Below are 24,749 nucleotides of genomic sequence, written 5' to 3'. Positions count from 1 at the left end.
CCCCAACGGCTCGCCCTGCCGGCCGTCGGGGCGACAAGGCGACGCCCCCGCCGCACACTACGTAGCCCTCGGGGCTGCGATACCGCACCCGCGAGTCCCCCAGGGTTCAGTGCTCACGCCCCACTTTGGTGCCGTCACGCCATTCTCTGGTGCGACGCGTCACGACACAGGCGGAAAATCGGGGAAAAATCGAGGACAATAGCGCCGGCGCCGCCGCGCGCCTTTGAGCACGCTTCTTGCTCACCTATTCTGTACTCATTATTGCCGCCCCCGCGCCTGTTACGACCATGACCACGATCGATCTCGACGCCCCCGGACTGCTACCGCCCCGTTTGACAGCGGCCGACGGCGGCCGGCGCATCGTCATTTACGGCGACTTCACGATCTCCAGCGTCTTCCAGCCGGTTTTCTCGGTGTCGCACCGTCGCGCCATCGGCTACCACGCCTCGTTACGCACACACGACGCCCAGAGCCGTCACGTACCGTCGCACGAGGTCTTCACGATGGCGGCACGTCACGGCGATATGCTCGAACTGGGCCGCCTCGCCGAATCGCTGCACCTGGACAACTTCCACGAGTTCGACAGTCGCGACGCGTGGCTCTTTCTGAGCCTGCACCCCGCCGCGCTGATGGACACTGTCTACGGCGACGCGCTCATCGCCACGCTCAAGGCGACCGGCCTGTCGCCGCAACGCGTGGTGCTGGAAGTGCCAGAGCAGGCGGGCGGCGACACGCCGCGCTTCGGCGCCATCGTCGGCAGCCTGCGCAAGGCGGGTTTCCTGATCGCGCTGGGCGGCTTCGGCGCGAAGCATTCGAATATCGACCGCGTGTGGGATCTGCGTCCCGATATCGTGGTGCTCGATCGCGGCATTCTCGCGCAGGCAGCCGAGCAGTCGCATCTGGCGCGAGTGCTGCCGGGTCTGGTGTCGCTGCTGCACGAATCGGGACAACTGGTGATGATGGGCGGCCTGACGACGGATCGCGAAGCGCTGATCGCCCTGGAGTGCAATGTCGACTTCGTGCAGGGGCAATACTTCGCCGCACCGGCCTTCGATCCCGTGCCGCCGAAGGTTGCCGCCGAGCGCATGGACGCGTTGTCGTCCGCCCTGCGCACGCAACTCGTCGAGCGCGAGCGCGCGCAACACGCGCGGCTCGCGCCGTATGTCGCAGGCATCGAGTCTGCGGCTGCGCGCATGGCGCAGGGGATGGACATTCGTCAGGCGACGCACGATCTGCTCGCGCTGCCCGACGCCGCCCGCTGCTTCCTGCTAGACGCCGCCGGACGCCAGATCGGCGACAACGTGCTGCCGCACAGCCATTCGTCGCAACGCGCCAAGCGCTTCCGTCCGCTGCTGCATTCGGAAGGGGCGAACTGGGCGCGGCGTCCATACTTCATCGAAGCCATGCGTGAGCCCGGCGAAGTGCACTTCACCCCGCCCTATCTCTCGATCAACGAGGCGCACCTGTGTGTGACGGCGTCCATTGCATCGCCCGCCAAGCAGGGCCTGCATGTGCTCTGCGTCGACATCAACTGGTGACGACAGAGCAACGGACTTTTCATCCGTTGTCTTTCCGGTGACGCTCAGGGCTGTTCAGCCCGACTCAAGCCGGCTCCCACTCAGGCGGCGCGCTGCACCTGATAGCGCTCGAGCCAGTGCGCATACGGCGCGGGCAGCACCCAGGACGGACGGCCCACGTCGAGTTCGCGCGCGGCGTAATACGGCCAGTGCGGGTTGGCCAGCAGGGCGCGGCCGATCATCACGAGATCCATCTGGCCGTCGGCCACCACGCGGTTCGCTGCGTGGGGATCGTCGATCCCCCAGGACGACGCCACCGCAATACCGGCGTCCTTCCTGACGCGCTCGGCAATCGGCGCGAGGAATGCCGAGCCCCAGGGAATCTTCGCGGCAGGTGTGGAGAAACCGACGCTGACGTTAAGCAGATCGAGACCGCCTTCACGCATCCGACGCGTGAGCGCAATCGATTCCGTCAGCGTCTCTTCATCGCGGCCGTCGTACTCGATCACACCGAAACGGGCCGTGAGCGGCAGATGGTCCGGCCACACTTCGCGCACGGCAGCGAGCGTCTCCAGCAGGAAACGGCTGCGGCCGGCGAGGTCGCCACCGTAGACATCGTCGCGATGGTTCGCATGCAGCGAGAAGAAGCTCTGCGCCAGATAGCCGTGCGCGAAATGCAGCTCCAGCCATTCGAAGCCGGCGGCCAGCGCACGACGCGCGGCTGCCACGAAATCGGCCTTCACGCGCGCGATGTCGTCGAGCGTCATGGCCTTCGGCACCTTGCCGAGATGCGCGCCGAACGCCACCGCCGACGGCGAGATCGTCGGCCAGCCGCGCGGGTCGTCTCCACCGATGTGATCGTCGCCTTCCCACGGACGGTTGGCGCTGGCCTTGCGACCGGCGTGCGCGATCTGGATGCCGGGCACGGCGCCGTGCGACTTGATCGCCGACGCGATACGCGCCATGCCTTGCGCCTGCTCGTCGTTCCACAAACCGGTGCATCCCGGCGAAATGCGGCCCTCCGGCGACACAGCGGTCGCCTCGACGATCACGAGCCCGGCGCCACCGCGCGCCAGGCTCGCGTAGTGCGCGAGGTGCCAATCGTTGGTCAGACCGTCGACGGCACTGTACTGGCACATCGGCGGGATGGCGACGCGGTTGCGCAACTTCACGCTTTTCAGCTCAAACGGGGAAAACAAGGCAGACATGGGGGTTCTCTACAAAGTCAGGGGATAGCGGTGCCGGCTGGTCGCGCGAGTGGCGCGGGTGGCACCGATAGCGCCGCGCAGCGATTCATCGCGATTTCATGGCACCTCGACCGGCAGGGGGCGACGCAAGCAATGGTAGCCCCACATCACTATAATGAAAACCACCTACAAATTATCGATTCAATAACAGTTCATTATGGTGAATCCTCAATGGCTCAAATCCTTCGCCACGCTCGCGGAGTTGGGCAACTTCACGCGCACGGCTGACCAGCTAGGCCTCACACAGGCGGCCGTGAGTCAGCACATCAAGCATCTGGAAGAGGCATTCGGGACGTTGCTCGTGCGGCGTCCGCGCTCGGTGGAGCTCACGCCTGCCGGGCAGGCGCTGCTGGCCTATTGCGAGCAAATCGAGTGCGCGGGACGGCATTTGCGCGCCAGCCTGGAGGATGCCAACGAGGAATGCGGCAACGTCACGCTCATCACGCCAGGGAGCATCGGGCTGTATCTGTGCCCGATCCTGCTCGACATGCAGCAGGCCAACCCGGCGATGGCTGTTCGGCACCGCTTCGCGCCCGACCGGGAAGTGCTCGAAGGGGTATTGCAGAATCACTTCGAGCTGGGGCTGGTGACGTTGCGTCCCGACGATCCCCGACTCACCGCAACACCCTTCACGCAGGAGCCGCTCGAACTCGTGGTGCCGGCGGGAGACGACGTCCATAAGTGGGACGATCTCAAGCGCATCGGCTTCATCGATCACCCCGATGGCGAGGCGATGTCCACGCGCTTGCTGAGTCGCCGTTTCCCGGGCAATCCGGGCGTGCAGAGTCTGCCGTGCAAAGGCTGCACGAACCAGATCGGCCTGATTCTGGAATATGTCGCGCGGGGTCTGGGCTTCACCGTCATTCCGCAGTACGCGCGTCAGGCGTTCGCCTCGCAGCACGCCATTCGTGTCGTGGACTGCGGCCCGCCCGTGGTCGACACGCTGTGGCTGATCCACCGCTCGGAATGGGCGCTTTCGGCGCGCGCGCAACGCGCGGTGGCGTTGCTGCGCGAACGCGTCGACGCCCCGCGCCCGCGCGCCTTCGGTGGCGAGCGGGTGCCCGAGCCTCGGCGGACTATCGTGCAGCCTGCGTGAACTTGTTGAACGACGTATCGAAGAGATCGCGCACGTCGAAGCGCTTCGTGAGCGTGCCGGTCGCCACGAAGTCGTCGACACTTTTCTGCGCTTCGGCGATGGCGGTGTCCGTCAGCGGTTCATAGCGAATACGCGACGTGTTGAACCATTGATGCGCCAGCTTCGGATCGACGCGCGATCTGGCCGCCCAGACATCTGCATAGCGCTCGATGTGCCGCGAGTCCGCCAGCGACCATTCGCGCGCGCGTTGATAGCGTTGCACGAAATCCCCCAGCAATTCGCGTTTGGTGTCGATCGCCTTCTGCGTCGTGGACAGGTAGCTCTGCGCGGCAATCAGTCCGCGTGCGGTCACAACCGGGCGTGCGCCGGCCTGACGCAGCCGGGTCACGTACGGCTCCCACGTCGCCGTGGCGTCGACCTTGCCCGCCTGCAACGCCGCGGCCGAATCGACGGACGCCAGATACGAATATTTCACTGAGTCGAGCGGCAGCCCGGCTGACGTGAGCGCCGCCTGCACCAGTTGCTGCGACCAGCCGCCGCGCGTGACTGCCACCGTCTTGCCCGCGAGATCGGCCACGGTCTTGATCTGCGTGTGCGGGCCGGCGAGCAGCACGACGCTGTCGGGACTGTCGCGATAGATACCGATGACCTTGACGGGAGCGCCATGCGCCGCGAGGAACAGCACTGGGCCGTCGCCTTGCAAACCGATATCCAGCGCACCGGCATTCACGGCTTCGACGACCGGTGTGCCGGCCGGGAATTGCTTCCAGGAGACGGTATAGGGGGCGTCCTGCAATACGCCCGAGGCTTCGAACAGACTCTGGGCGTTGTAAGCCTGATCGCCGACGACGAGCACCGGCTTGTCCGCGGCCTTGCTGGCGAACGGCAGAATCGCGGCAACACTCAGCGCCACCGCCGCGCCACGACGCAACCGGGTGCGCCACGTCGGCCATCGGTCCTGAGCATGCGTGCGCAGATTGCCGCGCAGATCGCGTTTGGCCGAGTGCGCCAGCGTCTCGCGCACCATCGCAGCTCGCGACGGCGCCGAGACGTAAAGACCGAATGCAATGGCAGACGCCGCGATGAAGGCGTCGAGCACAGGCGCCGCATCAAGCACAGGCGCCACAGGCGGGGCGGCATGGGAGGCAGATTTCGTCATGTCATGACGCCACGTTCGAGCGCGGCTAAAGGAGTGGGAGGACGTGCCAGTGTAGGCACGCACCCCACCGTTCCCAACCATCGATTGATGCGTTTCATAGCGCGCCGGGCGCGAGTTTGCTTATGTGGATTTGCTTATCCACTTTCGTTGTTTGTGCCGGGAAGCAGCGCTCCCATATCGTGAACGTCATCGAAATCGAACGAGAGCAAGCTCATGAGCCAACCTGCCCGCAAGCTCCGGCTGGGTGCCTACATGTCGGGTTCCGCCGTGCAAGGCGATAGCTGGCGTCACCCCGATACGGACAACGACGCCGACTCGCAATTCGCCCGTTATCGTCACTACGCGCAGGAACTGGAACGCGGCTACTTCGATGCGCTGTTCTTCTTCGACAACCTCTTCATGTCGACCGACCCGGTCGCGCTCGCGCACAGCCCCGGCGCACCGCGCTGGGACCCGGTCGTGCTGCTCGCCGGACTGGCCGGCGCCACGAAGCACATCGGTCTGGTCGCCTCGGTCAGCACGACCTACAGCGAGCCGTATAACGTGGCACGCGCGTTTGCGTCGCTCGACCATCTTTCGGGGGGACGTGCCGGCTGGAATCTGGTGACGTCGACCGGCGGTGGCGAGAATTTCAATCGCGACGATCACGTCGACCATGCCGTGCGTTACGAGCGGGCCAACGAGTTCTACGACGTCGTGACAGGCCTCTGGGACAGCCACGCCGACGACGCCTTCCCGCGCAACAAAGCCACCGGCCAGTGGGCCGATCCGACCCGCATTCGCAAGCTCGATCATCGCGGCAAGCACTTCCGCGTGCGCGGGCCGCTCAGTGCGCCGCGTCCGGTGCAGGGGTGGCCCGTGATCGCGCAGGCAGGGTCCAGCGAGGCAGGGCGCGAACTGGCCGCACGCGCGGGCGAGTTGCTCTACACCGCGGCACAGGACATCGAGGACGCGCGCGCCTTCTATACGGATGTGAAAACGCGGGCGTTGACTTATGGCCGCCGGCCGGAACACCTCTTCATTCTGCCAGGCGTGTCGCCCGTCGTGGGACGCACGCAGTCGGAGGCCGAAGACATCTACGACAGTCTGCTCTCGCATCGCGATCCGGCGGTCGTGCTGCACGCATTGACGAATTACGCGAGCCTGGGCATCGACCTCGGCAGCCTGCCCTTCGATGCGAAGGTGCCGCTGCCCGAGCATGTGCCGGAGACGAACTCGCACAAGAGTCGTCAGAAGCTGCTGGTGGACTGGATAAGGCGCGAGCAGCCGACCGTGCGCGAGCTATACACGCGCTTCACCGGCGGCGGGCACCGCGTGCTGGTGGGCACGCCCGAATCGATTGCAGACGACTTCCAGCACTGGTTCGAGACAGGCGCGGCCGACGGCTTCAACATCATGTTCCCGAGCGCGCCCGTGGGCATCACGTCGTTCGTGGATCTGGTGGTGCCGGAATTGCAACGGCGCGGACTCTTCCGCACGAAGTACGAAGGCCGCACCTTCCGCGAGAATCTCGGCGTACCGGCCGTTCCCAACCGGTACTTTCCACCGCGCGACATTGCCTCGGCAGCGGGTGCGGCATCGGTGCATCAACCCGCGCAGACTACGGCCGCAATCGCCTGACCCACTTCGGTCGTGTTCGCGCGCCCGCCCATATCGCCGGTGCGCGGACCGTCCTTGATGACCTGAGTGATGGCGGCGAGGATCGCGTCGTGCGCGTCACGCGTGCGCTTGTCGCCACGTCCGATGAAGTCGAGCATCATCGCCGCGGTCCAGATCATGCCGATCGGGTTGGCGATGTTCTTGCCTGCGATGTCCGGCGCAGAGCCATGCACCGGCTCGAACAGCGACGGAAACTTGTCTTCCGGATTCAGGTTGCCGGACGGCGCAATGCCGATGGTGCCGGTACACGCCGGGCCGAGATCCGACAGAATGTCGCCAAACAGATTCGAGGCGACCACCACGTCGAAACGATCTGGGTTGAGCACGAAACGCGCGCACAGAATGTCGATGTGCTGCTTGTCCCACGTGATGTCCGGATACTTCGCCGCCGTCTCGGCCGCGCGCTTGTCCCACCACGGCATCGAAATCGAAATACCGTTGCTCTTGGTCGCAACCGTCACGTGCTTGCGCTCGCGTTGCTGCGCGAGATCGAACGCGAACTTCAGCACGCGCTCCGTACCATGACGCGTGAAGACCGACTCCTGCACAACGAACTCGCGATCCGTGCCCTCGAACATCACACCGCCAATCGACGAATACTCGCCCTCGGTGTTCTCGCGCACGATCATGAAGTCGATATCGCCCGCCTTGCGATTGGCCAGCGGTGACGGCACTCCGTCGAACAGACGCGCCGGACGCAGGTTGATGTACTGATCGAATTCGCGACGGAATTTGAGCAGCGAGCCCCACAGCGAAATGTGATCGGGCACCGTGTCGGGCCAGCCCACCGCACCGAACAGAATCGCGTCCACCCCGTCGAGTTGTTGCTTCCAGTCGTCCGGCATCATCTGGCCATGCTTGACGTAGTAGTCGCAGCTCGCCCATTCGATGTGCTGGTACTCGACGGGAATGCCGAAGCGCTTGCTGGCGGCGTCGAGCACACGCAGGCCTTCGGGCATTACCTCTTTGCCGATACCGTCGCCCGGGATCACGGCGATCTTGAACGGACGCTGGGGGCGTTGGGACGTGTCGGTCATGTCTGTCTCCTGGAATTTGGACGATGCCGTTAGGTTATTCCATTCCAACGCGGATAAAATCCCCCAATCGGTTAATCCACTATCCACGAATCGTGAATAAACCCCTGCCCGTCAATCCGAATCTCGACGACCTGCGCGTGTTCTGTCAGGTGGCGCGCCGCGCCAGCTTTTCGGCAGCGGCCGAGGCGCTGGGCGTCTCGCCCGCCTACGTGAGCAAACGCGTGGGCATGCTGGAGGCCGATCTCGGCACGCGACTGCTGCATCGCTCGACACGGCGCGTGGCGATCACGGACGCCGGCGAGCGCGTCTACGCGTGGGCAGAGAAGATTCTCGACGACGTGAATCACCTGATGGAGGACGTGTCGAGCACGCGGCAGGTGCCGCGCGGCACGTTGCGGGTGTCGAGCAGCTTCGGCTTCGGGCGGCATGTCGTGGCGCCCGCCATGTCGCGGCTTCGCGCGCTCCATCCGCAGCTCAATGTGCGGCTTGACCTGTTCGACCGGATCGTCGACGTCGCTGCCGAGGGTTACGACCTCGACGTTCGCATTGGCGACGACATCGCGCCGCATCTGATCGCCCGCAAGCTCGCGGACAATCATCGCGTGTTGTGTGCGTCTGCCGCTTATCTGGACACGCATGGCACGCCGCGTCAGTTGAGCGACCTCGCGGGCCACGCCTGCATCGTCATCAAGGAGCGCGATCACCCGTTCGGCATGTGGCGGCTACAGCAGCGCGGTGAGGCGGTGTCGCTCAAGGTGACGGGGCCGCTGTCGACCAACCACGGGGAAGTCGCCGTGCAATGGGCGCTCGACGCACAGGGCATCGTGCTGCGATCGATGTGGGATGTGGGGGCGCTGATCGCGCAAGGGGATCTGGTGCAGGTGCTGCCGGACGTCACGCAGCCGGCCAATGTCTGGGCGGTGTATCCGTCGCGCGTGGCATCGTCTGCCAAGGTACGGGCCTGCGTGGAATTCCTGGCGGAGGAATTCCAGACGCAGGCCTAGGGCGATGCCGTGATGCGATGTTACTCAAGCGTGAACGTCGCCTGTTCGACCTTCTGCGAATCGAGACCGATCTGCACGTTGAAGTCGCCCGGCTCGGCCACATATTGCAGCTTCGCGTTGTAGAACTTCAGCAGGCTTTCGTCGATGGCGAAATGCACGGTGCGCGACTCGCCCGGCTTGAGGCTCACCTTCTGGAACCCCTTGAGCTCCTTGACCGGACGCACGATCGACGCCGCCACATCCTGCAAATAAAGCTGCACGACGGTCTCGCCTTCGCGCTTGCCGGTATTACGCACGGTAACGCTCGCGTCGAGCTTGCCGCCGCTGGCCATCGTCTTTGCCGAGAGCTTCACCTTCGACACGTCGAACGTCGTATAGCTCAGGCCGTAGCCGAAGGCGTACAACGGACCGGAGTCTTCCTCGAAGTATTGCGATGTGTAGTTGGCCGGCTTGCCCGGCGTGAACGGCCGGCCGATGCGCAACTGGTTGTAGTACGTCGGAATCTGGCCGATCGAGCGCGGGAACGAGATCGGCAGCTTGCCCGAGGGGTCGTAGTCGCCGAACAGCACGTCTGCAATCGCATGGCCGCCTTCGGTGCCCGCGTACCACGTCTCGAGCATGGCGTCGGCATTGACCTTCGCCCAGTTCAGGTCGAGCGGACGGCCATTCATCAGCACCACCACCAGCGGCTTGCCCGTCGCCTTGAGCGCCTGTAACAGCGCCAGTTGGCTGCCCGGCAGCATGAGGCTGGTGCGGCTCGACGCCTCGTGCGACATGCCGCGCGACTCGCCTACGGCCACGATCAGCGTGTCGGCGTTGCGCGCAACCTGCACGGCTTCGTCGATCATCTGTTGCGGCGTACGCGTGTCCTGCACGACTTCCGGATTGTCCCAGTCGAGGAAGTTCAGATACTCAACAACGCGTTGATCGTCGGTGATGTTTGCGCCGCGCGCATAGGTGACTTGCGCGTTCGCGCCCAGCGCGTCGCGCACGCCTTGGAGCAGCGTCACGGCTTGCGACGACTTGCCCGCCGCCGACCAACTGCCCATGATGTCGATCCTGGCGTCCGCGAGCGGTCCGATCACGGCCACCTTGCCTGCCTTCCGAAGCGGCAGCGTGTCGTGCCGGTTCTCCAGCAGGACGAGGGACTTGCGAGCGGCGTCGCGCGCCGCCTCGCGGTGCAAACGGCTCTCGGCGTTCACATCCTTCGGGTCTTGCGCGGCATTGCCGATGCGGCGATAGGGGTCGGCGAACAGGCCCATGTCGTACTTTGCACCGAGCACTTCGCGCACGGCGCTATCGATGTCGCGCATCGGCACGTCGCCCGACTTCACCAGATCCGGCAATTGCTTGAGGTACTGCACGTCGGCCATGCTCATGTCGACGCCCGCCTCGATGGCGAGCTTCGCGGCTTCGCGTCCGTCCTTCGCCACGCCATGACGCATCAGTTCTTCGATGGCGCCGTGATCGCTCACCGTCACGCCCTTGAAGCCCCACTCGTCGCGTAGCAGGTCGCGCAGCAGCCATTTGTTCGACGTCGCGGGCGTGCCGTTGATGGAGTTCAGCGCGATCATGACGCCGCCGGCCCCGGCATCGATACCGGCGCGATACGGCGGCAAATAGTCCTGATACATGCGCATCGGGCTCATGTCGACAACGTTGTAATCGCGTCCGCCCTCGACCGCGCCGTACAGCGCGAAATGCTTCACGAACGCCATCAGGCTATCGGGGTTGGCGGGCGACGTGCCCTGAAACCCTTGCACGCTGGCGCGCGCTCTGCGAGACCAGGTAAGGGTCTTCGCCGAAGCCTTCCGAGGTGCGTCCCCAGCGCGGATCGCGCGAGATGTCGACCATCGGCGCGAACGTGGCGTCCAGACCGTCGGCGCTTGCCTCGACGGCGGCCACACGCGCCGCCTGCTTCACAACCGTCATATCCCAGCTCGACGCCAGCCCGAGGCTAATCGGGAACACGGTGCGATGACCGTGCACAATGTCGTACGCGAAAAAGATGGGGATCTTCAGGCGGCTTTGCTTGACGGCGGCGTCTTGCAGCGGACGGTTGTCGCCGCGCGTGACCGAGTTGAACGTGCCGCCCACACGACCGGCGGCGATCTCCTTGACGAGTTGCGGCTCCGGCATGTCGGCGCCGATGCTGATCAGTCGCAACTGGCCGATCTTCTCGTCGGGCGTCATGCGCGCGATGAGATCGTCGATGAACTTTTGTTTGGCCGACGCCAACGGCATGGCAACGGGAACATCGCCTGCGTTGCCGTTGTCCGAGACTTCAGCCGCGCTGGCAAAGGCCGGCGCCACTACGAGACTGGCCGCGAGGGCCAGTGCGGAGAACATTCTCATCTGTGATCGATCCAATGTGGCGCGACGCCGTGTGGCCCGCGATGTTGCCAACGTCATCAGACGCCGCATCGGGCCTCACCGCTTGTCGTATCAACTGGAATTACGCGATCCGGCGGCGTCTGGCTGGGTCTGGCCCTCGGGCCGGGTCTGCCCCGATACGTGCAGGATGCGTAACGCGAAGTGCGATACTTTGCCACAATTGGTATTTCCCGAACGATTTCGCTGCCGAATTCGCTACGTTTCCCGCGCAACGCGATGCCTGACAAGGCACGAGACGAAGTCATGCGAGACGCGATAATTGCGGCATCGTCACGCCCCCAACTACCGGAGAGATTCGTGCTTCTGTTTTCCCCCGCCATGCCCTGGCACCGACGCGTGCGCTCGTTCGTGCCGGCGCTCCTGGCAGGTGCCGCACTACTGGGTGCCGCGCATGCCCATGCCTTCTCCCTTGACGATGTGACCGCCCGCGCGAAAGCGCTCGCCGATCAGCCCTACACAGCGCCGGTGAGCAACCTCACGCCCGCCTTCGCGAAGATGCAGTTCGGTGACTACATCAAGATTCAGCCGCGGCGCGAGGCCTTCGAATGGAACGATCAGCCCACGGCGTTCAAGCTCGGCTTCTATCATCAGGGCATGCAATTCAGCACGCCGGTGAAGATCAACGAGATCGTGGGCACCGGCAGCAACGCGAAGATCGACGAGATCAAATACGACAGCAACCGCTTCGATTTCGGCGATCTCAAGCTCGATCGCAGCGCCACGCATAACCTCGGCTATGCGGGCTTTCGCGTGCTCTATCCGATCAACGAACCGGGCAAGCTCGACGAGATCATGAGTGTGCTCGGCGCGAGCTACTTCCGCGTGATCGGCAAGGGGCAGATCTACGGTCTGTCGGCGCGCGGGCTGGCCATTGACACGGGCCTGCCCATTGCCGAGGAATTTCCGGCGTTCCGCGAGTTCTGGATCGAGCGTCCGAACGCGGGCGACAAGCATCTGGTGTTCTACGCGCTGCTCGATTCGAAGCGCGCCACCGGCGCCTATCGCTTCGATCTGACGCCCGGCGAGGACTCGCTGCTCAAGGTGCAGGCGCGCGTATTCCTGCGCGACAAGGTGACCAAGCTCGGCATCGCGCCGCTCACCAGCATGTTCCTGTTCGGGCCGAACCAGCAGCGTGATCCGTACAACTTCCGTCCCGCATTGCACGACTCCAACGGTCTGGCGATTCACGCGGGCAACGGCGAGTGGATCTGGCGTCCGCTGAACAATCCGCGCAACCTCGCTATCAGCCAGTTCCAGGTAACGAATCCGCGCGGGTTCGGCCTGCTCCAGCGCGGCCGCGATTTCTCGCAGTACGAAGACCTCAAGGACCGCTACGATCTGCGTCCGAGCGCATGGATCGAGCCACAAGGCGACTGGGGCAAAGGTCACGTAGAACTGGTCGAGATTCCGTCGCCGGACGAGACCAACGACAACATTGGGGCGTTCTGGACACCTGACCAACTGCCGCCCAAGGGCCAGCCGTTGCAGGCCGACTACAACATCCGCTGGACGATGAACGAGCGCGGCATCATCGATCGCAATCTGGCCTGGGTCAAGCAGACGCTTCGTACCGCAGGCGAGATCACGCAGGCCAACCTGATCCGTCACTTCGACGGCAGCACGGGCCTGATCGTGGACTTCGACGGCGGCCCGCTCGCCACGCTGCCGGCAGGGTCGGTCACGGCGCAGGTCAGCGTGAGCGATAACGCCACCCTCATCGAGCAGACGCTGCAACCGAACCCGGTCACACACGGCATGCGCCTGAATCTGCGCGTGCTGGTCAAGGACCCGGCCAAGGTCGTCGAACTGCGCGCGGCACTCGTCTCCGGCGGAAAGGCGATCAGCGAGACGTGGAGCTATCAGCTCCCGCCTTACTCGGTGGCCAAGCAATAAGTTGCATTAATCCTCCCCGTGCGGCGGTGCCCCGCCGCCGCACAAGCCGCCCCTCCCGCACCGTCTGCGTCGCGTTTAAACAAACACTTACGAGCGACGTTCTCTGATGTAAAACCCTGAAAACCGCAAATTGCGCTTGCAGCCACCGATCATTTCGCGTTTACTGCATGCACAATATTGCATAAACAGCCACCCATCGTCGTTCATAGAGGTGGTTCGCTTCATTGGCGACGGTCTTCGGTCGCGCCGTTGAGGCTCGGCCCTGAGCCGCTTGCGTCGGTCATGACAGAACCCTGAAGACTCTCCGCGTTTCGACGGAGGGCGGATTCGTTATGGAGACACCCGCATGCGACACATCGACGTACATCATCTGGCCGACGAAGCGCGCTTCAACGGCTATCACGGACGCATACTGCTCTGGTGCGCCCTCATCATCATTTTCGACGGCTACGACCTTGCGGTCGCGGGCATTGCACTGCCGTCGATCATGAAGGCGATGAACGTAGACGCCACCAGTGCCGGCTTCATGGTCAGCTCTGCCCTGTTCGGCATGATGTTCGGCGCCATCGTGATGGGCATGGTGGCCGACAGCATCGGCCGGCGCAAAGCCATCGCCATTTGCGTGTTGATGTTCTCGCTCTTCACCGCGGCGGCCGGTCTCACGCACGAGCCGGTCAGTTTCTCGCTCACCCGCTTTCTCGCCGGCGTCGGCATCGGTGGCGTGATGCCGATCGTCGTCGCACAGATGACGGAATATTCGCCGCGCCGCTTGCGTGGCACCCTCGTCACGTTGATGTTCTCGGGCTATTCGGTCGGTGGCATGCTCGCCGCGCTGCTCGGCAAGGGACTGATCGAATCGTACGGATGGCAGTCGGTGTTTCTCGCCGCGAGTGTGCCCGCGTTGCTCGTGCCGTTCGCCATGAAGGCGCTCCCGGAGTCGATGCCGTTCCTCATTCGCACCGGACGTCTCGACGCGCTCAAGCAAGTGCTCGGCCGTCTTGCGCCGGACTACGTTGCGCAGCCGGGCGACCAGTTCGCGCTGCCGGGCACGGATCGCAGACAGGCGGCGCCGCTCTCGCGTCTGTTTCAGGACGGAAGGGGCTTCAGCACGGCCATGCTGTGGGTCGCATTTTTCATGTGCCTGTTCATGGTGTACGCGCTCAGCTCGTGGCTCGCGAAGCTCATGGCGAGTGCCGGTTACAGCCTCGGCTCGGCGCTCACGTTCGTACTCGTGCTGAACTTCGGCGCCATGTTCGGCGCGATTGGCGGCGGCTGGCTCGCGGATCGTTTCAACATCAAGTACGTGCTCGTCGGCATGTATGCGCTCGCTGCCGTATCCATCACTTTGCTCGGTGTGAAAGTGCCAACGCCGGTGTTGTTCGTGCTCGTGGGATTGGCTGGCGCCTCGACCATCGGCACGCAGATCGTGACGTACGCCTACGCGGGTCAGTTCTATCCGATGGCGGCGCGCGGCACGGGTATCGGCTGGGCGTCCGGCGTGGGACGCAGCGGTGCGATTCTCGCGCCCATCGTGATCGGTGTGCTGGTGAGTATGTCGCTGCCGTTGCAGCAAAACTTTATGGCAATCGCGATTCCCGCCGTCATTGCGGTGATCGCCGTGTTGCTCATCGACCACAAGAAATCGGCGTCGGTGCAGCAGCAAGCAGCAACACAATGGCGAGGCAATTCGGCGGGACTGGCGAGCGGCGCGGGAGAACCGGCGTAAGCTCGCGCGTCAAGATGGGCCGGGTGACGAATCCCGACCCATGGTTGGCGGCACAGATGTGTGTCGCCATGCGAAAATTCGCGCCGCGGTGGTCACGGGAACGACTGCGGCTTTCGGTGAAGCAGCTCGGCGGTGCAGGGGCACAAAAAATAATTGCCCGGCGCGCATGCGACACATGAAAAATCATTCAACCCGAGCGCCCAACGCGCCGATATCCAGATATCCGTCCCAACGGACGATCTGGGGAAGATCCACATGTCGCGTCTTACTTTGCTGAGTTCTGTCGTGCTGGCCCTCACCAGCGCTTCGGCCTTCGCGGCCACTGCCGACGACGCTTCCGTCGTGCGGCTCTCCACCCAACAAACCATCGCCAGCGACGCCGTGTTTCTCGGTCACGTCGGTGCCGTTGCAACGCTCGGTGCCGACGCGTTGCGCGACGCACACGGCAATTTCGGCGTGAATGTCGCCGCGGGCGCACTCAACGTGCAATCGAACCAGATCGTGCTGGCGAACGCTGCAAACATCTCCGTCGATACCCGTCAGACGATCCGCAACGCCGCGACCGTCACCGGCGCCATGAACGCTTCGCTGGGCGAGCGCGCATTGATGGGCGCTTCGGGCAATATCGGCGTGAATGTGGCCGCGGGCGTGGCCAACGCCCAGGCGAACGCGCTGGCGATTCACTGACGCACGGAAGACGCCGCGAGGGTGTCGCCGGCAGGGTCAGCCTTCGGCCGGGAACTGCTTTTGCAAATTGCCGAGCCAGCGCGCCACGACGCGCAGTTCGGCGTCGCTGAAGTCGTCGTGCAGCAGGGCGTTGAGTTCAGCCAGAACGTCGCGCGCGCACGCAATGGCCTTATGACCGGCGGCGGTCACACGCAAGCGCGTGGCACGGCCGTCGGTGGCATCGGCGCGGCGAATCAGCAAGCCTGCGGCGACCATGCGATTCGCCAGCCCTGTCATCGACGACGGGGAAAGCTGCAATGCGGCGCCGACTTCGCCCACGAGCGCATCTTCGTGATGCAGCAGGTAGAAGAGCACACCCGCTTGCGCGGCGCTCACGCCTGCGCCCTCCACCGAGCGGGCGTCGATCCATTGCTGGACACGACGCTGGCCGACGTTCAGCAGGAACAACAGCCTGCGGTCGATGGCGTCGTCCGATCCCGGTTTCACAGCGGACGTCGTTCTGATAGCGGCCTGGGTAGCAAGGGACGCTTGGCGTTTTGGCATTCCGTCTTGTCAGTCTGGTGGATTCGATGTGATTCGGAACGGGAGTGGCGCGGCTACGACGTTCCCGTTAGCGCCTGGGTCCCGCTGTGACCCGCCGCGGCATTCACCGCGCCCGTCGACAATAACCAGTCGACGGTCTCCGGCCAAAGGCGTGGGCCGGAACGTTGACGGAAGTATCCCATATGCCCGATCGATCCGGAATCCGAAAGACTCGCCGAAATTTCTCGGCGTGTCACAGGCGCGTGATGAAGACGTGAGACGAGCATATCGATGCCCACGCGTGTCGCCCAGAGATCGTCGTCGAACCCCAGGGACAGGATCGGCGTGCAAACGCGAGCGAAGCGGGCTTCGGCGTCGAGCGTCGGATCGTCGAAGAAGTAGTTCGGAAGACGTGTCCAGCGACTCCATTCGAGCAATACTCCCACGGGCAGATCCTCCCCGATGCCGAGACGACTGCCGGGCATGAAACCGACGAGACGGGCTAGCGGCGGTGCGATCCAGTGCATGAGCAGGGTGACGCGGGCACGCTCGCGACGATAGGTGACCACTCGCATCGATCCGGCGTGCGACGCGACCTGAACGGCGGCGCGCAACAGGTTCGAGCTTTCACAAAGCCCGATGGCGTGGCCGCCGAAACTGTGCCCGACGGCATAGAGCGGCAGCGACGGGTAAAGCTCGGCCGCCCAGCGGGTGACGCCCTCCACATCGAGATCGGCCCAATCGCGCATGCGCGCGTTGAAGCCTCGCAGTGACGGCGGCCGCGAGCCGTCGATCCCACGATAGCTATAGGTGACGGCAATCAACCCACGCTCAGCGACGTATTGCGCAAACGCGAAATACAACCGCTCGGGCACGGCCGTTGCCGGATGCACCAACACGACACCCTTGGCAGGCAAGACCTCCGGATACCAGACGTGCCCGCCGAGCGGATACCCGTCGACAGCAGGAATTTCTGCAGCAAGCGACGACATGACACGACTCCCCGGCGTTCACATGCCCATGGGGGTGCGGCGCCTGTCAGTGAAAAGATTGGACGAGAAATTTGTTTCGCATACGAAGTATATGCATGAAGTTAATTCGTTCACGAATTAAATTAGAGGAAAGCTACGGGAGGACTGCGCACACAAGCGGGCGCGCACATTCGATCACTGAGATCCAGCACGCTTCGATGTCACCGGCCCCGTCGAGAATGACGTGCCGCCGCCGTCGGCATCGGGCGTGAACGTCATCGCGACGTCCAGCATTTGTCCGCACGCTTTGAATGTCCAGAGTTCATTCCAGACACCTCGCATCGTTTTACCCGCTTCGATAACATCGTGGGGGGGTTGCGTCACGCGCATGTCGAAGACATCGGCTTTCGTGCATTCCTTGAGTCCGGAGCGTGCAATGGCTGTCGTCACGGCGAGCATTACCGCGTCCTGTACCAGCGTCGGGCCTGCGAGAGGGTTGCCGGGATAGAACGCCTTTGGCGTTGGATTGCCACCGTTCGCGTCGGCGAGAAACAGCGTGTTGTAGATCTTCGAATCACCGCAGCGATCGAGTTGGTAACGCGTGAGCCAAATACCCTTTGTCGGGTTTTGCCCGCCATCGGGAAACGTTATCGGCTTCAAGACCACGGCACCGACCGGCTTGACCTGGTACTTCGACTTGCAGTCGGGTTGCAGGTTGAATTTCTTGTCGTCCTCCACACCCAACTGGTACATCACCAGCATCGCCGGACGAGAAAAAACATACTGCATTGCCGTCTTGTTCTTCAGTAACTCGGCGGTCGAATTGACAATCGTCTCGGCCTTGGCCGGCTCGACAAGAGCGAAAACAGCAACGGACGATACGACAGCGGCCAGCGTGATTCGAATTATTTGGCGCATCGCTGAGTCTCCCTTTCGTGTGTTCGTCTGAACCCTTATCGCACGGCCTCCAGACACGCCGGCAACAGCGCCGCCTTCGCGCGCTGCGCGAACGTCGGCCACTTGCAGGCCTTGCCGTCAGGACCGTCGCCGCAATCGGGAACGGGCAGCGTTACGCGCTTGGCAGGCTCGTCCAACGATAGCGCCGTGAGGTGACGCATCTGGTGCATCGACTGGTACACGAACTCCACGCGCACGAACGGCTCCCCCGCCGGATTGCGCCACAACGTGAAGACGAGCGCACCGTCGGGCGGCGTGTTGTCCGGTTGACCCGGCAGTTGCCAGTCGAGTTTGAGCATGCCCGCGAGATTGGCGACGTTCGTGTCGTGGCCCGTCAGCACATAGACGCGATTGCCCACCGGCAACACCGGACCGCGTACCGGCGCCGGCGGCGGGGCGCCCGTCGTCATTTGTGCGCGTGTGAGCGCGTCGAGCACCGCGGCCAGCAACGGCGTGCCGTTCGTCGCGGCGAGATAAGGTGTCTTGTTGAGCAGGTCGCGTTGCGCGTTATGCGCTTCGAGCAGGAGCGCCCAATCCTTTTCATCGCGAATCCGTCCCCACGCGACATCGGTGTCGGGCAAGCCCTCGCCGTACTGCAACAGGAACACTTCCGACGCCTTCGCCGCGCTCCCCAATGCCCCGCGCAACGCCACACCGCTGCCGTCGCCTTCCACACGCAGACGCGTCGGCACGTCCTCCAGCATGCATCCGCCCTGCGCACCGCACGCGGGGCTGTGCGCGTAGTCGAGCACTTGGCCCATGCGGGCGAGGGTCGCGGCATAACGCTTGTTCAGACCGGCGACGCCATCCGGCGCCAGACGCGCCTCGATCGCCCCGCGCGCCGCTCCCGGATCGAGCGGGCAGTCTCCGGCAGCGACCGGCTGGAAGACGGTGTCATACGTCGTGAGGTCCGCCTGATGCGACGTACGCATGTCGCACCCCGGCGCAATGCCTTGCAGCAAGGCATTGCCGGATTCACGCGTGCGCTGATCGATATCGGCCCATCCGTACACGGCGCCCGGCGCCGAACACGTGCTCTCGGGCAGCACGCGCCGCGCGCGCAGCCAATCGCCGTAGTAGCGTCCCATGCGCTCGGCCAACGAGCCGCCGCGCGCCGTCAGATAGCCAGCCGGCACGGGCCAACCGGGCCAGGTGTCCGGACTCAGTTTGTCCAACGGCGGATGTGCGTGGGTCGGAGACCGCACGCCGTGGCGGCTGACGATCACCGTGGAGACGAGGGTCCAGTCGGCCGGCATGCCGTCGATGCGCGCGGCCGACTCAGGCGGCTTCGCCGGTCCCGGCTGCTGGGGCGCCGGGGTCGTGCAGGCACTCAACGCCCCTGCGACGGCAACCGCCACGAGGCACGTCTGCCACCGACCGCCGGAAACACCCGAACGCCCGGCACGCCTGATACGCCCAATGCGCCCCAATCGGCCAAGCCAGGCACCGGCGGCAGCATCGTCACGAATGTCGAGAGGTCGAACGGAATCACGAGTCATCACGCGGGTCATGGCGGCAGTCATGGCAACAGGTCGGGGTGACGGGGACAAGGGGCAAGGGACAAGGAGGGCGACAGGACGACAGGAACTGCATCGGCGTCCATCTTACCGTGCGTCCCCGGCACATCATCCAAACCGTTCGTCGAGCGTGGCGGAAATACATCGCCGGGAGGGCGAGGGGACGCAGCGCGAGTACCCGAGAGCCCCATCACGCACCGCTTCCGGCGGCGTCGCCGCGACCGGCATCGTCCGGAACGCCGAACGGTTGCCCGGGAGCCGCTTGCGCATCGCGTCCCGAGCCGTCGCCGCTGACGCCGAACGATTACCCGGACGAGCCGTCGGCTCGTCCCACGGCCCCAAAGCGCCATGACAATCGATGGGCCGCCGCACGCAGGGCTTGCGACGGGGCGGCGTCGAACGCCGTCTCGAAGCTGCCTGCCGAGCCCATCAGCGCGAGCACCAGCGTCACCTCGCCCGTGTGATCGAAAACCGGCACCGCCACCGTATCGATGCCGGGCACCGGGTTGCTCAGCGCCGTATCGAACCGCTGCTCGCGAATCGTCGTCAGACGAACCGCGTAATCGGGCGACGGCTTCGTCGCGCGCCCTTCCGTGCCCAGTCCCGCCATGCGGACCCGTTCTTGCGCGAGCATGCCGTCCAGTACCGCATCGGGCAGGAAGGCGGCGAACGTGCGGCCGATGGCAGTGTTCACCAGCGAGAGCACCGTGCCGATGCGCAAGCTCACGTGCTGCGCTCGCACCGCCTCTTCCAGACGAACCACCGTGGGTCCAACCGGACCGAGCACGGCCATGGCCGCCGAAAGACCCGTCGCCTGCGCGAGCGCGAGAATCTCCGGCTCGGCTTCGCCCGTCGGCGAGAGTCGCTGCAATGCCATCAACCCGAGCTCGAGACTCAACGCTCCGGGCGCGAAATTGCCGTTCGCATCGCGCGAGAGCAAGCCCGCGCGCTGCAAGCTCACCAAATGCGGATGCGCCTTCGCAGCGGCCATCCCCGCCTCGCGTGCCAATGCATTGAGCGGCAGCGGGCGTCCCGCCGCCACCAGGGCTTCAAGCAGCACGCCGGTGCTCTCCAGCGCCTGAATGCCGCGTTGCGGTTTCACGGCGCCGTGCTTCACGTCGTTGTGCACAGCCGTACTTGCAGCGTCGTTCGTCCCGGTGACGGATGCATTGCGGTTTCGCGTGGCGCTCATGCGGGCACCTCGTCGTCGCCAACGGTATCGACTTGGTATGCGATGGCGTTCGCCGTCGCGCGCAGGGCGCTCGCCGCAGCACCGTCCCACGCGACGTCGAGCGCCGCCGTCGGACCGATCGCCGTGAGCGCCAGACGCAGACGTCCACTCGCATCGAATACCGGCGCGCACAGGCTGCTGACCGACGGACTCGGCATATTCACGCTCCGTGACATGCCGTGTTCGCGAGTCTCGTTAAGCAACGCGTCGAAGCGCGCCCGATCCGCCGCAACAGCAGGTAGCTGCTCGTGCCACGCCTGCGGCCATTGCGACTGCGGCGTGAAGGCGCAAAACGCGCGTCCGGTGGAGGTGGTCGTGAGCGACATCACGGAACCCACGTGCAAGTTCACATGCAGCGGGAACGCCGCGCGCTCGAAGTGCACGACGAGCGGGCCTTGCGGCGCACTTGTGCAGATCGCCACGCAGAAGCCGGTCTCGCGCGCGAGCGCTACCACCCGCGGCACGGCAGCGCGATAAGCCGGATCGTTTTCGAGATGCAGCAAGGCGAGTCGCAGCGCCATTGGCCCAGGCGCGTAATTGCCGGACATCGGATCGCGTTTGAGCAACCCGAGTCGCGTAAGACTCACCAGATACGGATGCGCCTGCGCAGGCGGCAGCCCCGCGAGTGCCGCGAGATCGCCCGGGCCCAGCGGGCAACGCGCCTGCGCCAGAGCCTGAAGCATGCGCGCTGCCACATCCACGCTTTGCACGCCGCGCGAGACACGGCCGGGCTGGCCCGTCGCGTCGGCCGTGCCGTCCATCGGAATTCGGTTCATGCCGTTTTGGGAGCGAAGCCCCCCGAAGAAAATGGCCTAGATTCTAAACAAGTCGGCGCATGCGCTCTCAATCACTTCCCCCGCGCACCGCAGGGTTAACCCGCAACAACGACATCGCTAATCACTCACGCCGTCACATTATCAAATAACAATCAGATTTGTCATTGACAAATATTCTGGGCGTTTCGTAAGATGCCCTCATCCAGCAGTACCTTCCCCGCATACAAGACAAGAGAGAGACAAGCATGGCCAAAGCATTCGCCTCCCAAGCCGACCTGGAAGCCAAGAAGGTCACCTTCACCCAACTGTCGGAAAACGCCTGGGCCTACACGGCTGAGGGCGACCCGAACTCCGGCGTCATCATTGGCGACGACGGCGTGATGATCGTCGACACGACGGCCACGCCCGCCATGGCGCAAGACCTGATCGCCCGGATCCGCACCATCACCGACAAGCCGATCAAGTACGTGGTGCTCTCCCACTATCACGCCGTGCGCGTGCTCGGCGCGTCGGCCTACTTCGCCGAAGGCGCGCAGCAAATCATTGCCAGCCGTGGCACGTACGAGATGATCGTCGAGCGTGGCGAAGCCGACATGAAGTCCGAGATCGAGCGCTTTCCGCGCCTGTTCGCCGGGGTCGAAACGGTGCCGGGCCTGACGTGGCCGACGCTGGTCTTCGAGAAGGAAATGACGCTGTTCCTCGGCAAGCTCGAAGTGAAGATCGCGCATCTCGGCTCGGGCCACACGAAGGGCGACACCGTGGTATGGCTGCCGTCGCAGAAGGTGCTTTTCTCGGGCGACCTCGTCGAGTACGACGCCGCCTGCTACACCGGCGACGCCCAGCTCGCCGAATGGCCGGCCACGCTCGACGCCCTCGCCGCCCTGGGCGCCGAGAAGCTCGTGCCGGGCCGCGGTCCGGCGCTGACCACGCCTGGCGACGTCGCCAAGGGCCTCGCCTATACCAAGGATTTCGTGACGACGCTGTTCGAAGCCGGCAAGCAAGCCGTCGAACAGAAGCTCGACCTGAAGGGTGCGATGGCGCTCACGCGCAGCAAGATGGATCCGAAGTTCGGCCACGTGTTCATCTACGAACACTGCCTGCCGTTCGACGTGACCCGCGCGTTCGACGAAGCGGCCGGTATCACGCACCCGCGCATCTGGACGGCGCAGCGCGACAAGGAAATGTGGGCCGCCTTGCAGGACTAAGAGGACGGAAACGACGGAAAGACTGAGTTCGTTGCATTGAAAAGTAAAAAACGTCACCCGCCGGCGTGCGAGCGCCGGCGCGGTGCCGACGATGGAGACTTTGCATGAGCAGCATCGATTACCAGCGCCTGGCGTTCGATTACCGGCGGTGCGCAGAACAGTCCGTGAACGGCGCCGACGCCGAATGCGCGACGCATCCGGTCATCGTGGTCGGCGCGGGCCCGATCGGATTGGCCACGGCCATCGACCTCGCGCAGCACGGCGTGTCCGTGATCGTGCTCGACGACGACTGCACGCTCTCGACCGGCTCGCGCGCCATCTGCTTCGCCAAGCGCACGCTCGACATCTTCGACCGTCTCGGCTGCGGCGAGCGCATGGTGCAAAAGGGCGTGCGCTGGAACGTCGGACGCGTGTTTCTGCGCGATCAGGAGGTCTACAACTTCGATCTGCTGCCCGAGGCGGGACACCATCGCCCGGCGTTCATCAACCTTCAGCAGTATTACGTCGAAGGCTATCTGTTCGAGCGCGCGCGCGAACTGCCGAACATCGAAATCCGCTGGAAGAACAAGGTCGTCGGCCTCACGCAACAGGGCACACCGGGGTCGGCCGACGCCAGCGTTACGCTCACCGTCGAGACACCCGACGGCGAATATCGCACGAGCGCCCGCTATGTCGTGGCCGCCGACGGTTCGCGCAGTCCCGTGCGCCAGCTCATCGGGGTGGATAGCCACGGACGCACATTCAAGGATCGCTTCCTGATCGCCGACGTGAAGATGACGGCGAACTTCCCGGCGGAGCGCTGGTTCTGGTTCGATCCGCCATTCCATCCCAATCAGTCGGTGCTGCTGCATCGTCAGCCGGACGACGTCTGGCGCATCGATTTCCAATTGGGATGGGACGCCGATCCCGTCGCCGAAAAGGCCCCCGAGCGAGTGATCCCGCGCGTACAGGCCCTGCTCGGCCCCGACGCGAAATTCACGCTGGAGTGGGTGAGCGTCTACACGTTCTCCTGTCTGCGCATGGACGACTTCCGTCACGGCCATGTGCTGTTCGCCGGGGATTCTGCGCATGGCGTCTCGCCGTTCGGCGCACGCGGCGCGAACAGCGGCGTGCAGGATGCCGAGAACCTCGCGTGGAAACTCGCGCTGGTGCTCGCGGGTCATGCACCCGACGCGCTGCTCGATACCTACGCCCGCGAGCGCGAGTACGCTGCCGACGAGAACATCCGCAATTCGACTCGCTCCACCGATTTCATCACGCCGAAGAGTCCCGTCTCGCGGGTGTTTCGCGATGCCGTGCTCACACTCGCTCGCGACCATGCGTTTGCGCGTCAGTTGGTCAACAGCGGACGTCTGTCCGTGCCTGCGGTGTTGCATCGGTCGACGCTCAACACCGCCGAGAGCGGCACGTTCGCCGGTGGCATGACGCCGGGCGCCGCGTGTGTCGACGCTCCGCTCGCGCGGCGCGGGCAGCACGGCTGGCTGTTGCCGCGTCTGGGCGGACGCTTCGTCGCGCTCGTGTTCGGTGCGCCGTCGTCGCTCGATGCGTCGACGCTGGCGTCGCTTGAAGCGCTCACGAACCACAGCGTGCCCGTCGTGCCGGTGTTCGTGACGCCCGATGCCGACGCCGCTCAGGACACGCACGACGAACACAGCGTCTGGCACGACGTGCAGGGCCTCGCCGCCCAACGCTATGACGCGGCGCCGGGCACGGTGTATCTGATTCGTCCGGACCAGCATGTATGCGCTCGCTGGCGTGCCGTCGACGCCAAGGCAATTGCCGCCGCACGCGAGCGCGCGCTGGGCCGCACCGCTCCGGAAGTCGCACCGATGCAATGCGCGGCGTGAGACTTCACCCGAATACCGACGCCCGGATCACACCGATATCGCAGGAAGGAGATACTTGATGGCACTCGACACACAACCGCGTCTGACCCGTCCGGACGATTTCTACGAAGCCCTGATCGACATGCATCGCGATCTCGACGACGCGCAAAGTCAGGCCGCCAACGCGCAACTGATTCTGCTGCTCGCCAATCAGGTCGGCGATCACGACACGCTGCTCTCGGCGATTCGTCTGGCCCGCGCCGGGGCGCTCGGCAACCCGGCACACTGATCGTCGGGCGGCTCGCCTGCGTCCCCCAAGCCAAAC

Annotated in this window: 19 protein-coding genes and 1 pseudogene; 10 read left to right on the top strand and 10 right to left on the bottom strand. The window is 64.6% G+C overall.

Going from position 1 to position 24,749, the window contains the following annotated elements:
• Window positions 1-287 precede the first annotated feature (287 nt).
• Window positions 288-1,538 (top strand): EAL domain-containing protein, encoded by a 1,251-nt coding sequence (locus ACIPHM_RS07200; RefSeq protein ID WP_400326107.1) that lies wholly within the window; start codon window positions 288-290, stop codon window positions 1,536-1,538.
• A gap of 80 nt (window positions 1,539-1,618) precedes the next feature.
• Here the strand turns inward: ACIPHM_RS07200 and ACIPHM_RS07195 are convergent, their stop codons facing one another.
• The gene (locus ACIPHM_RS07195; RefSeq protein ID WP_400326104.1) at window positions 1,619-2,725 is read right to left on the bottom strand and encodes an NADH:flavin oxidoreductase/NADH oxidase; all 1,107 of its coding nucleotides are present in this window, start codon (window positions 2,723-2,725) and stop codon (window positions 1,619-1,621) included.
• Between the two features lie 196 nt (window positions 2,726-2,921).
• Here ACIPHM_RS07195 and ACIPHM_RS07190 point away from each other — a divergent pair, with 196 nt between their 5' ends.
• On the top strand, window positions 2,922-3,860 hold the full coding sequence (locus ACIPHM_RS07190) for a LysR family transcriptional regulator (protein ID WP_400326101.1): 939 nt from the start codon (window positions 2,922-2,924) through the stop codon (window positions 3,858-3,860).
• On the opposite strand, the gene ACIPHM_RS07185 is transcribed toward ACIPHM_RS07190, so the two are convergent.
• Complete coding sequence (locus ACIPHM_RS07185; RefSeq protein ID WP_400326099.1) at window positions 3,841-5,019, bottom strand: ABC transporter substrate-binding protein; 1,179 nt, start codon at window positions 5,017-5,019, stop codon at window positions 3,841-3,843. The two genes, ACIPHM_RS07190 and ACIPHM_RS07185, sit on opposite strands and share 20 nt — an antisense overlap.
• Before the next feature lie 213 nt (window positions 5,020-5,232).
• Here ACIPHM_RS07185 and ACIPHM_RS07180 point away from each other — a divergent pair, with 213 nt between their 5' ends.
• Window positions 5,233-6,639, top strand: a complete 1,407-nt coding sequence (locus ACIPHM_RS07180; RefSeq protein WP_400326098.1) for an LLM class flavin-dependent oxidoreductase — start codon at window positions 5,233-5,235, stop codon at window positions 6,637-6,639.
• On the opposite strand, the gene ACIPHM_RS07175 is transcribed toward ACIPHM_RS07180, so the two are convergent.
• Window positions 6,606-7,715 carry a tartrate dehydrogenase gene (locus ACIPHM_RS07175; RefSeq protein ID WP_400326096.1) on the bottom strand — a complete coding sequence of 370 codons (1,110 nt, stop codon included), beginning with the start codon at window positions 7,713-7,715 and terminating at the stop codon, window positions 6,606-6,608. The two genes, ACIPHM_RS07180 and ACIPHM_RS07175, sit on opposite strands and share 34 nt — an antisense overlap.
• Before the next feature lie 104 nt (window positions 7,716-7,819).
• On the opposite strand from ACIPHM_RS07175, the gene ACIPHM_RS07170 reads away from it, so the two are divergent.
• Window positions 7,820-8,719 carry a LysR family transcriptional regulator gene (locus ACIPHM_RS07170; RefSeq protein WP_400326556.1) on the top strand — a complete coding sequence of 300 codons (900 nt, stop codon included), beginning with the start codon at window positions 7,820-7,822 and terminating at the stop codon, window positions 8,717-8,719.
• A gap of 20 nt (window positions 8,720-8,739) precedes the next feature.
• Here the strand turns inward: ACIPHM_RS07170 and bglX are convergent.
• Window positions 8,740-10,858, bottom strand: a pseudogene (bglX, locus tag ACIPHM_RS07165) (beta-glucosidase BglX).
• A 573-nt stretch (window positions 10,859-11,431) separates the two neighbouring features.
• On the opposite strand from bglX, the gene ACIPHM_RS07160 reads away from it, so the two are divergent.
• From ACIPHM_RS07160 to ACIPHM_RS07150, 3 genes are all read left to right on the top strand, one after another.
• Window positions 11,432-13,006, top strand: coding sequence for a glucan biosynthesis protein G (locus tag ACIPHM_RS07160; RefSeq protein ID WP_400326553.1), 1,575 nt, complete (start codon window positions 11,432-11,434; stop codon window positions 13,004-13,006).
• Between the two features lie 346 nt (window positions 13,007-13,352).
• The gene (locus tag ACIPHM_RS07155; RefSeq protein ID WP_400326093.1) at window positions 13,353-14,732 is read left to right on the top strand and encodes an MFS transporter; all 1,380 of its coding nucleotides are present in this window, start codon (window positions 13,353-13,355) and stop codon (window positions 14,730-14,732) included.
• A gap of 255 nt (window positions 14,733-14,987) precedes the next feature.
• On the top strand, window positions 14,988-15,419 hold the full coding sequence (locus tag ACIPHM_RS07150) for a hypothetical protein (protein WP_400326090.1): 432 nt from the start codon (window positions 14,988-14,990) through the stop codon (window positions 15,417-15,419).
• Window positions 15,420-15,455: 36 nt separating this feature from the next.
• Here ACIPHM_RS07150 and ACIPHM_RS07145 read toward each other — a convergent pair whose 3' ends face one another.
• From ACIPHM_RS07145 to ACIPHM_RS07120, 6 genes are all read right to left on the bottom strand, one after another.
• The gene (locus ACIPHM_RS07145; protein WP_400326087.1) at window positions 15,456-15,905 is read right to left on the bottom strand and encodes a MarR family winged helix-turn-helix transcriptional regulator; all 450 of its coding nucleotides are present in this window, start codon (window positions 15,903-15,905) and stop codon (window positions 15,456-15,458) included.
• A gap of 110 nt (window positions 15,906-16,015) precedes the next feature.
• Window positions 16,016-16,933, bottom strand: a complete 918-nt coding sequence (locus ACIPHM_RS07140) for an alpha/beta hydrolase (RefSeq protein WP_400326084.1) — start codon at window positions 16,931-16,933, stop codon at window positions 16,016-16,018.
• 174 nt (window positions 16,934-17,107) lie between these two features.
• A complete protein-coding gene (locus ACIPHM_RS07135; protein WP_400326082.1) occupies window positions 17,108-17,932 on the bottom strand; it encodes a hypothetical protein in 825 nt (274 codons plus the stop codon).
• Window positions 17,866-19,227: a histidine-type phosphatase gene (locus ACIPHM_RS07130; RefSeq protein ID WP_400326079.1), complete on the bottom strand. Its 1,362-nt coding sequence runs from the start codon at window positions 19,225-19,227 to the stop codon at window positions 17,866-17,868. Before ACIPHM_RS07130 ends, ACIPHM_RS07135 begins: the two co-directional genes overlap by 67 nt.
• A gap of 463 nt (window positions 19,228-19,690) precedes the next feature.
• Window positions 19,691-20,578, bottom strand: coding sequence for an IclR family transcriptional regulator (locus ACIPHM_RS07125; RefSeq protein WP_400326076.1), 888 nt, complete (start codon window positions 20,576-20,578; stop codon window positions 19,691-19,693).
• A complete protein-coding gene (locus tag ACIPHM_RS07120; RefSeq protein ID WP_400326073.1) occupies window positions 20,575-21,393 on the bottom strand; it encodes an IclR family transcriptional regulator in 819 nt (272 codons plus the stop codon). The genes ACIPHM_RS07125 and ACIPHM_RS07120 overlap by 4 nt, the downstream gene beginning before the upstream one ends.
• Before the next feature lie 245 nt (window positions 21,394-21,638).
• On the opposite strand from ACIPHM_RS07120, the gene ACIPHM_RS07115 reads away from it, so the two are divergent.
• The 3 genes from ACIPHM_RS07115 (at window position 21,639) to ACIPHM_RS07105 (ending at window position 24,713) form a co-directional block, all read left to right on the top strand.
• Window positions 21,639-22,598, top strand: a complete 960-nt coding sequence (locus ACIPHM_RS07115) for an MBL fold metallo-hydrolase (RefSeq protein WP_400326070.1) — start codon at window positions 21,639-21,641, stop codon at window positions 22,596-22,598.
• Between the two features lie 104 nt (window positions 22,599-22,702).
• Entirely contained in the window at window positions 22,703-24,445 is a 1,743-nt protein-coding gene (locus ACIPHM_RS07110) for an FAD-dependent oxidoreductase (RefSeq protein WP_400326067.1), read from the top strand.
• Between the two features lie 58 nt (window positions 24,446-24,503).
• Complete coding sequence (locus ACIPHM_RS07105; protein ID WP_400326064.1) at window positions 24,504-24,713, top strand: DUF2783 domain-containing protein; 210 nt, start codon at window positions 24,504-24,506, stop codon at window positions 24,711-24,713.
• The last annotated feature ends 36 nt before the right edge of the window (window positions 24,714-24,749 follow it).

Origin of the sequence: Pandoraea sp. NPDC087047, assembly GCF_044745225.1 — a bacterium.
Lineage (GTDB): Bacteria > Pseudomonadota > Gammaproteobacteria > Burkholderiales > Burkholderiaceae > Pandoraea.
Note: the sequence above shows the minus strand (reverse complement) of the source record. Positions and strands in the feature narration are given on the sequence as shown.

Bases quoted from the DNA above. Each gene is read 5' to 3' on its own strand.
- ACIPHM_RS07200 (WP_400326107.1), top strand. From the start codon at position 288: ATGACCACGATCGATCTCGACGCCCCCGGACTGCTACCGCCCCGTTTG.
- ACIPHM_RS07195 (WP_400326104.1), bottom strand. From the start codon at position 2,725: ATGTCTGCCTTGTTTTCCCCGTTTGAGCTGAAAAGCGTGAAGTTGCGC.
- ACIPHM_RS07190 (WP_400326101.1), top strand. From the start codon at position 2,922: ATGGTGAATCCTCAATGGCTCAAATCCTTCGCCACGCTCGCGGAGTTG.
- ACIPHM_RS07185 (WP_400326099.1), bottom strand. From the start codon at position 5,019: ATGACGAAATCTGCCTCCCATGCCGCCCCGCCTGTGGCGCCTGTGCTT.
- ACIPHM_RS07180 (WP_400326098.1), top strand. From the start codon at position 5,233: ATGAGCCAACCTGCCCGCAAGCTCCGGCTGGGTGCCTACATGTCGGGT.
- ACIPHM_RS07175 (WP_400326096.1), bottom strand. From the start codon at position 7,715: ATGACCGACACGTCCCAACGCCCCCAGCGTCCGTTCAAGATCGCCGTG.
- ACIPHM_RS07160 (WP_400326553.1), top strand. From the start codon at position 11,432: ATGCCCTGGCACCGACGCGTGCGCTCGTTCGTGCCGGCGCTCCTGGCA.
- ACIPHM_RS07155 (WP_400326093.1), top strand. From the start codon at position 13,353: ATGCGACACATCGACGTACATCATCTGGCCGACGAAGCGCGCTTCAAC.
- ACIPHM_RS07150 (WP_400326090.1), top strand. From the start codon at position 14,988: ATGTCGCGTCTTACTTTGCTGAGTTCTGTCGTGCTGGCCCTCACCAGC.
- ACIPHM_RS07140 (WP_400326084.1), bottom strand. From the start codon at position 16,933: ATGTCGTCGCTTGCTGCAGAAATTCCTGCTGTCGACGGGTATCCGCTC.
- ACIPHM_RS07125 (WP_400326076.1), bottom strand. From the start codon at position 20,578: ATGAGCGCCACGCGAAACCGCAATGCATCCGTCACCGGGACGAACGAC.
- ACIPHM_RS07120 (WP_400326073.1), bottom strand. From the start codon at position 21,393: ATGAACCGAATTCCGATGGACGGCACGGCCGACGCGACGGGCCAGCCC.
- ACIPHM_RS07115 (WP_400326070.1), top strand. From the start codon at position 21,639: ATGGCCAAAGCATTCGCCTCCCAAGCCGACCTGGAAGCCAAGAAGGTC.
- ACIPHM_RS07110 (WP_400326067.1), top strand. From the start codon at position 22,703: ATGAGCAGCATCGATTACCAGCGCCTGGCGTTCGATTACCGGCGGTGC.
- ACIPHM_RS07105 (WP_400326064.1), top strand. From the start codon at position 24,504: ATGGCACTCGACACACAACCGCGTCTGACCCGTCCGGACGATTTCTAC.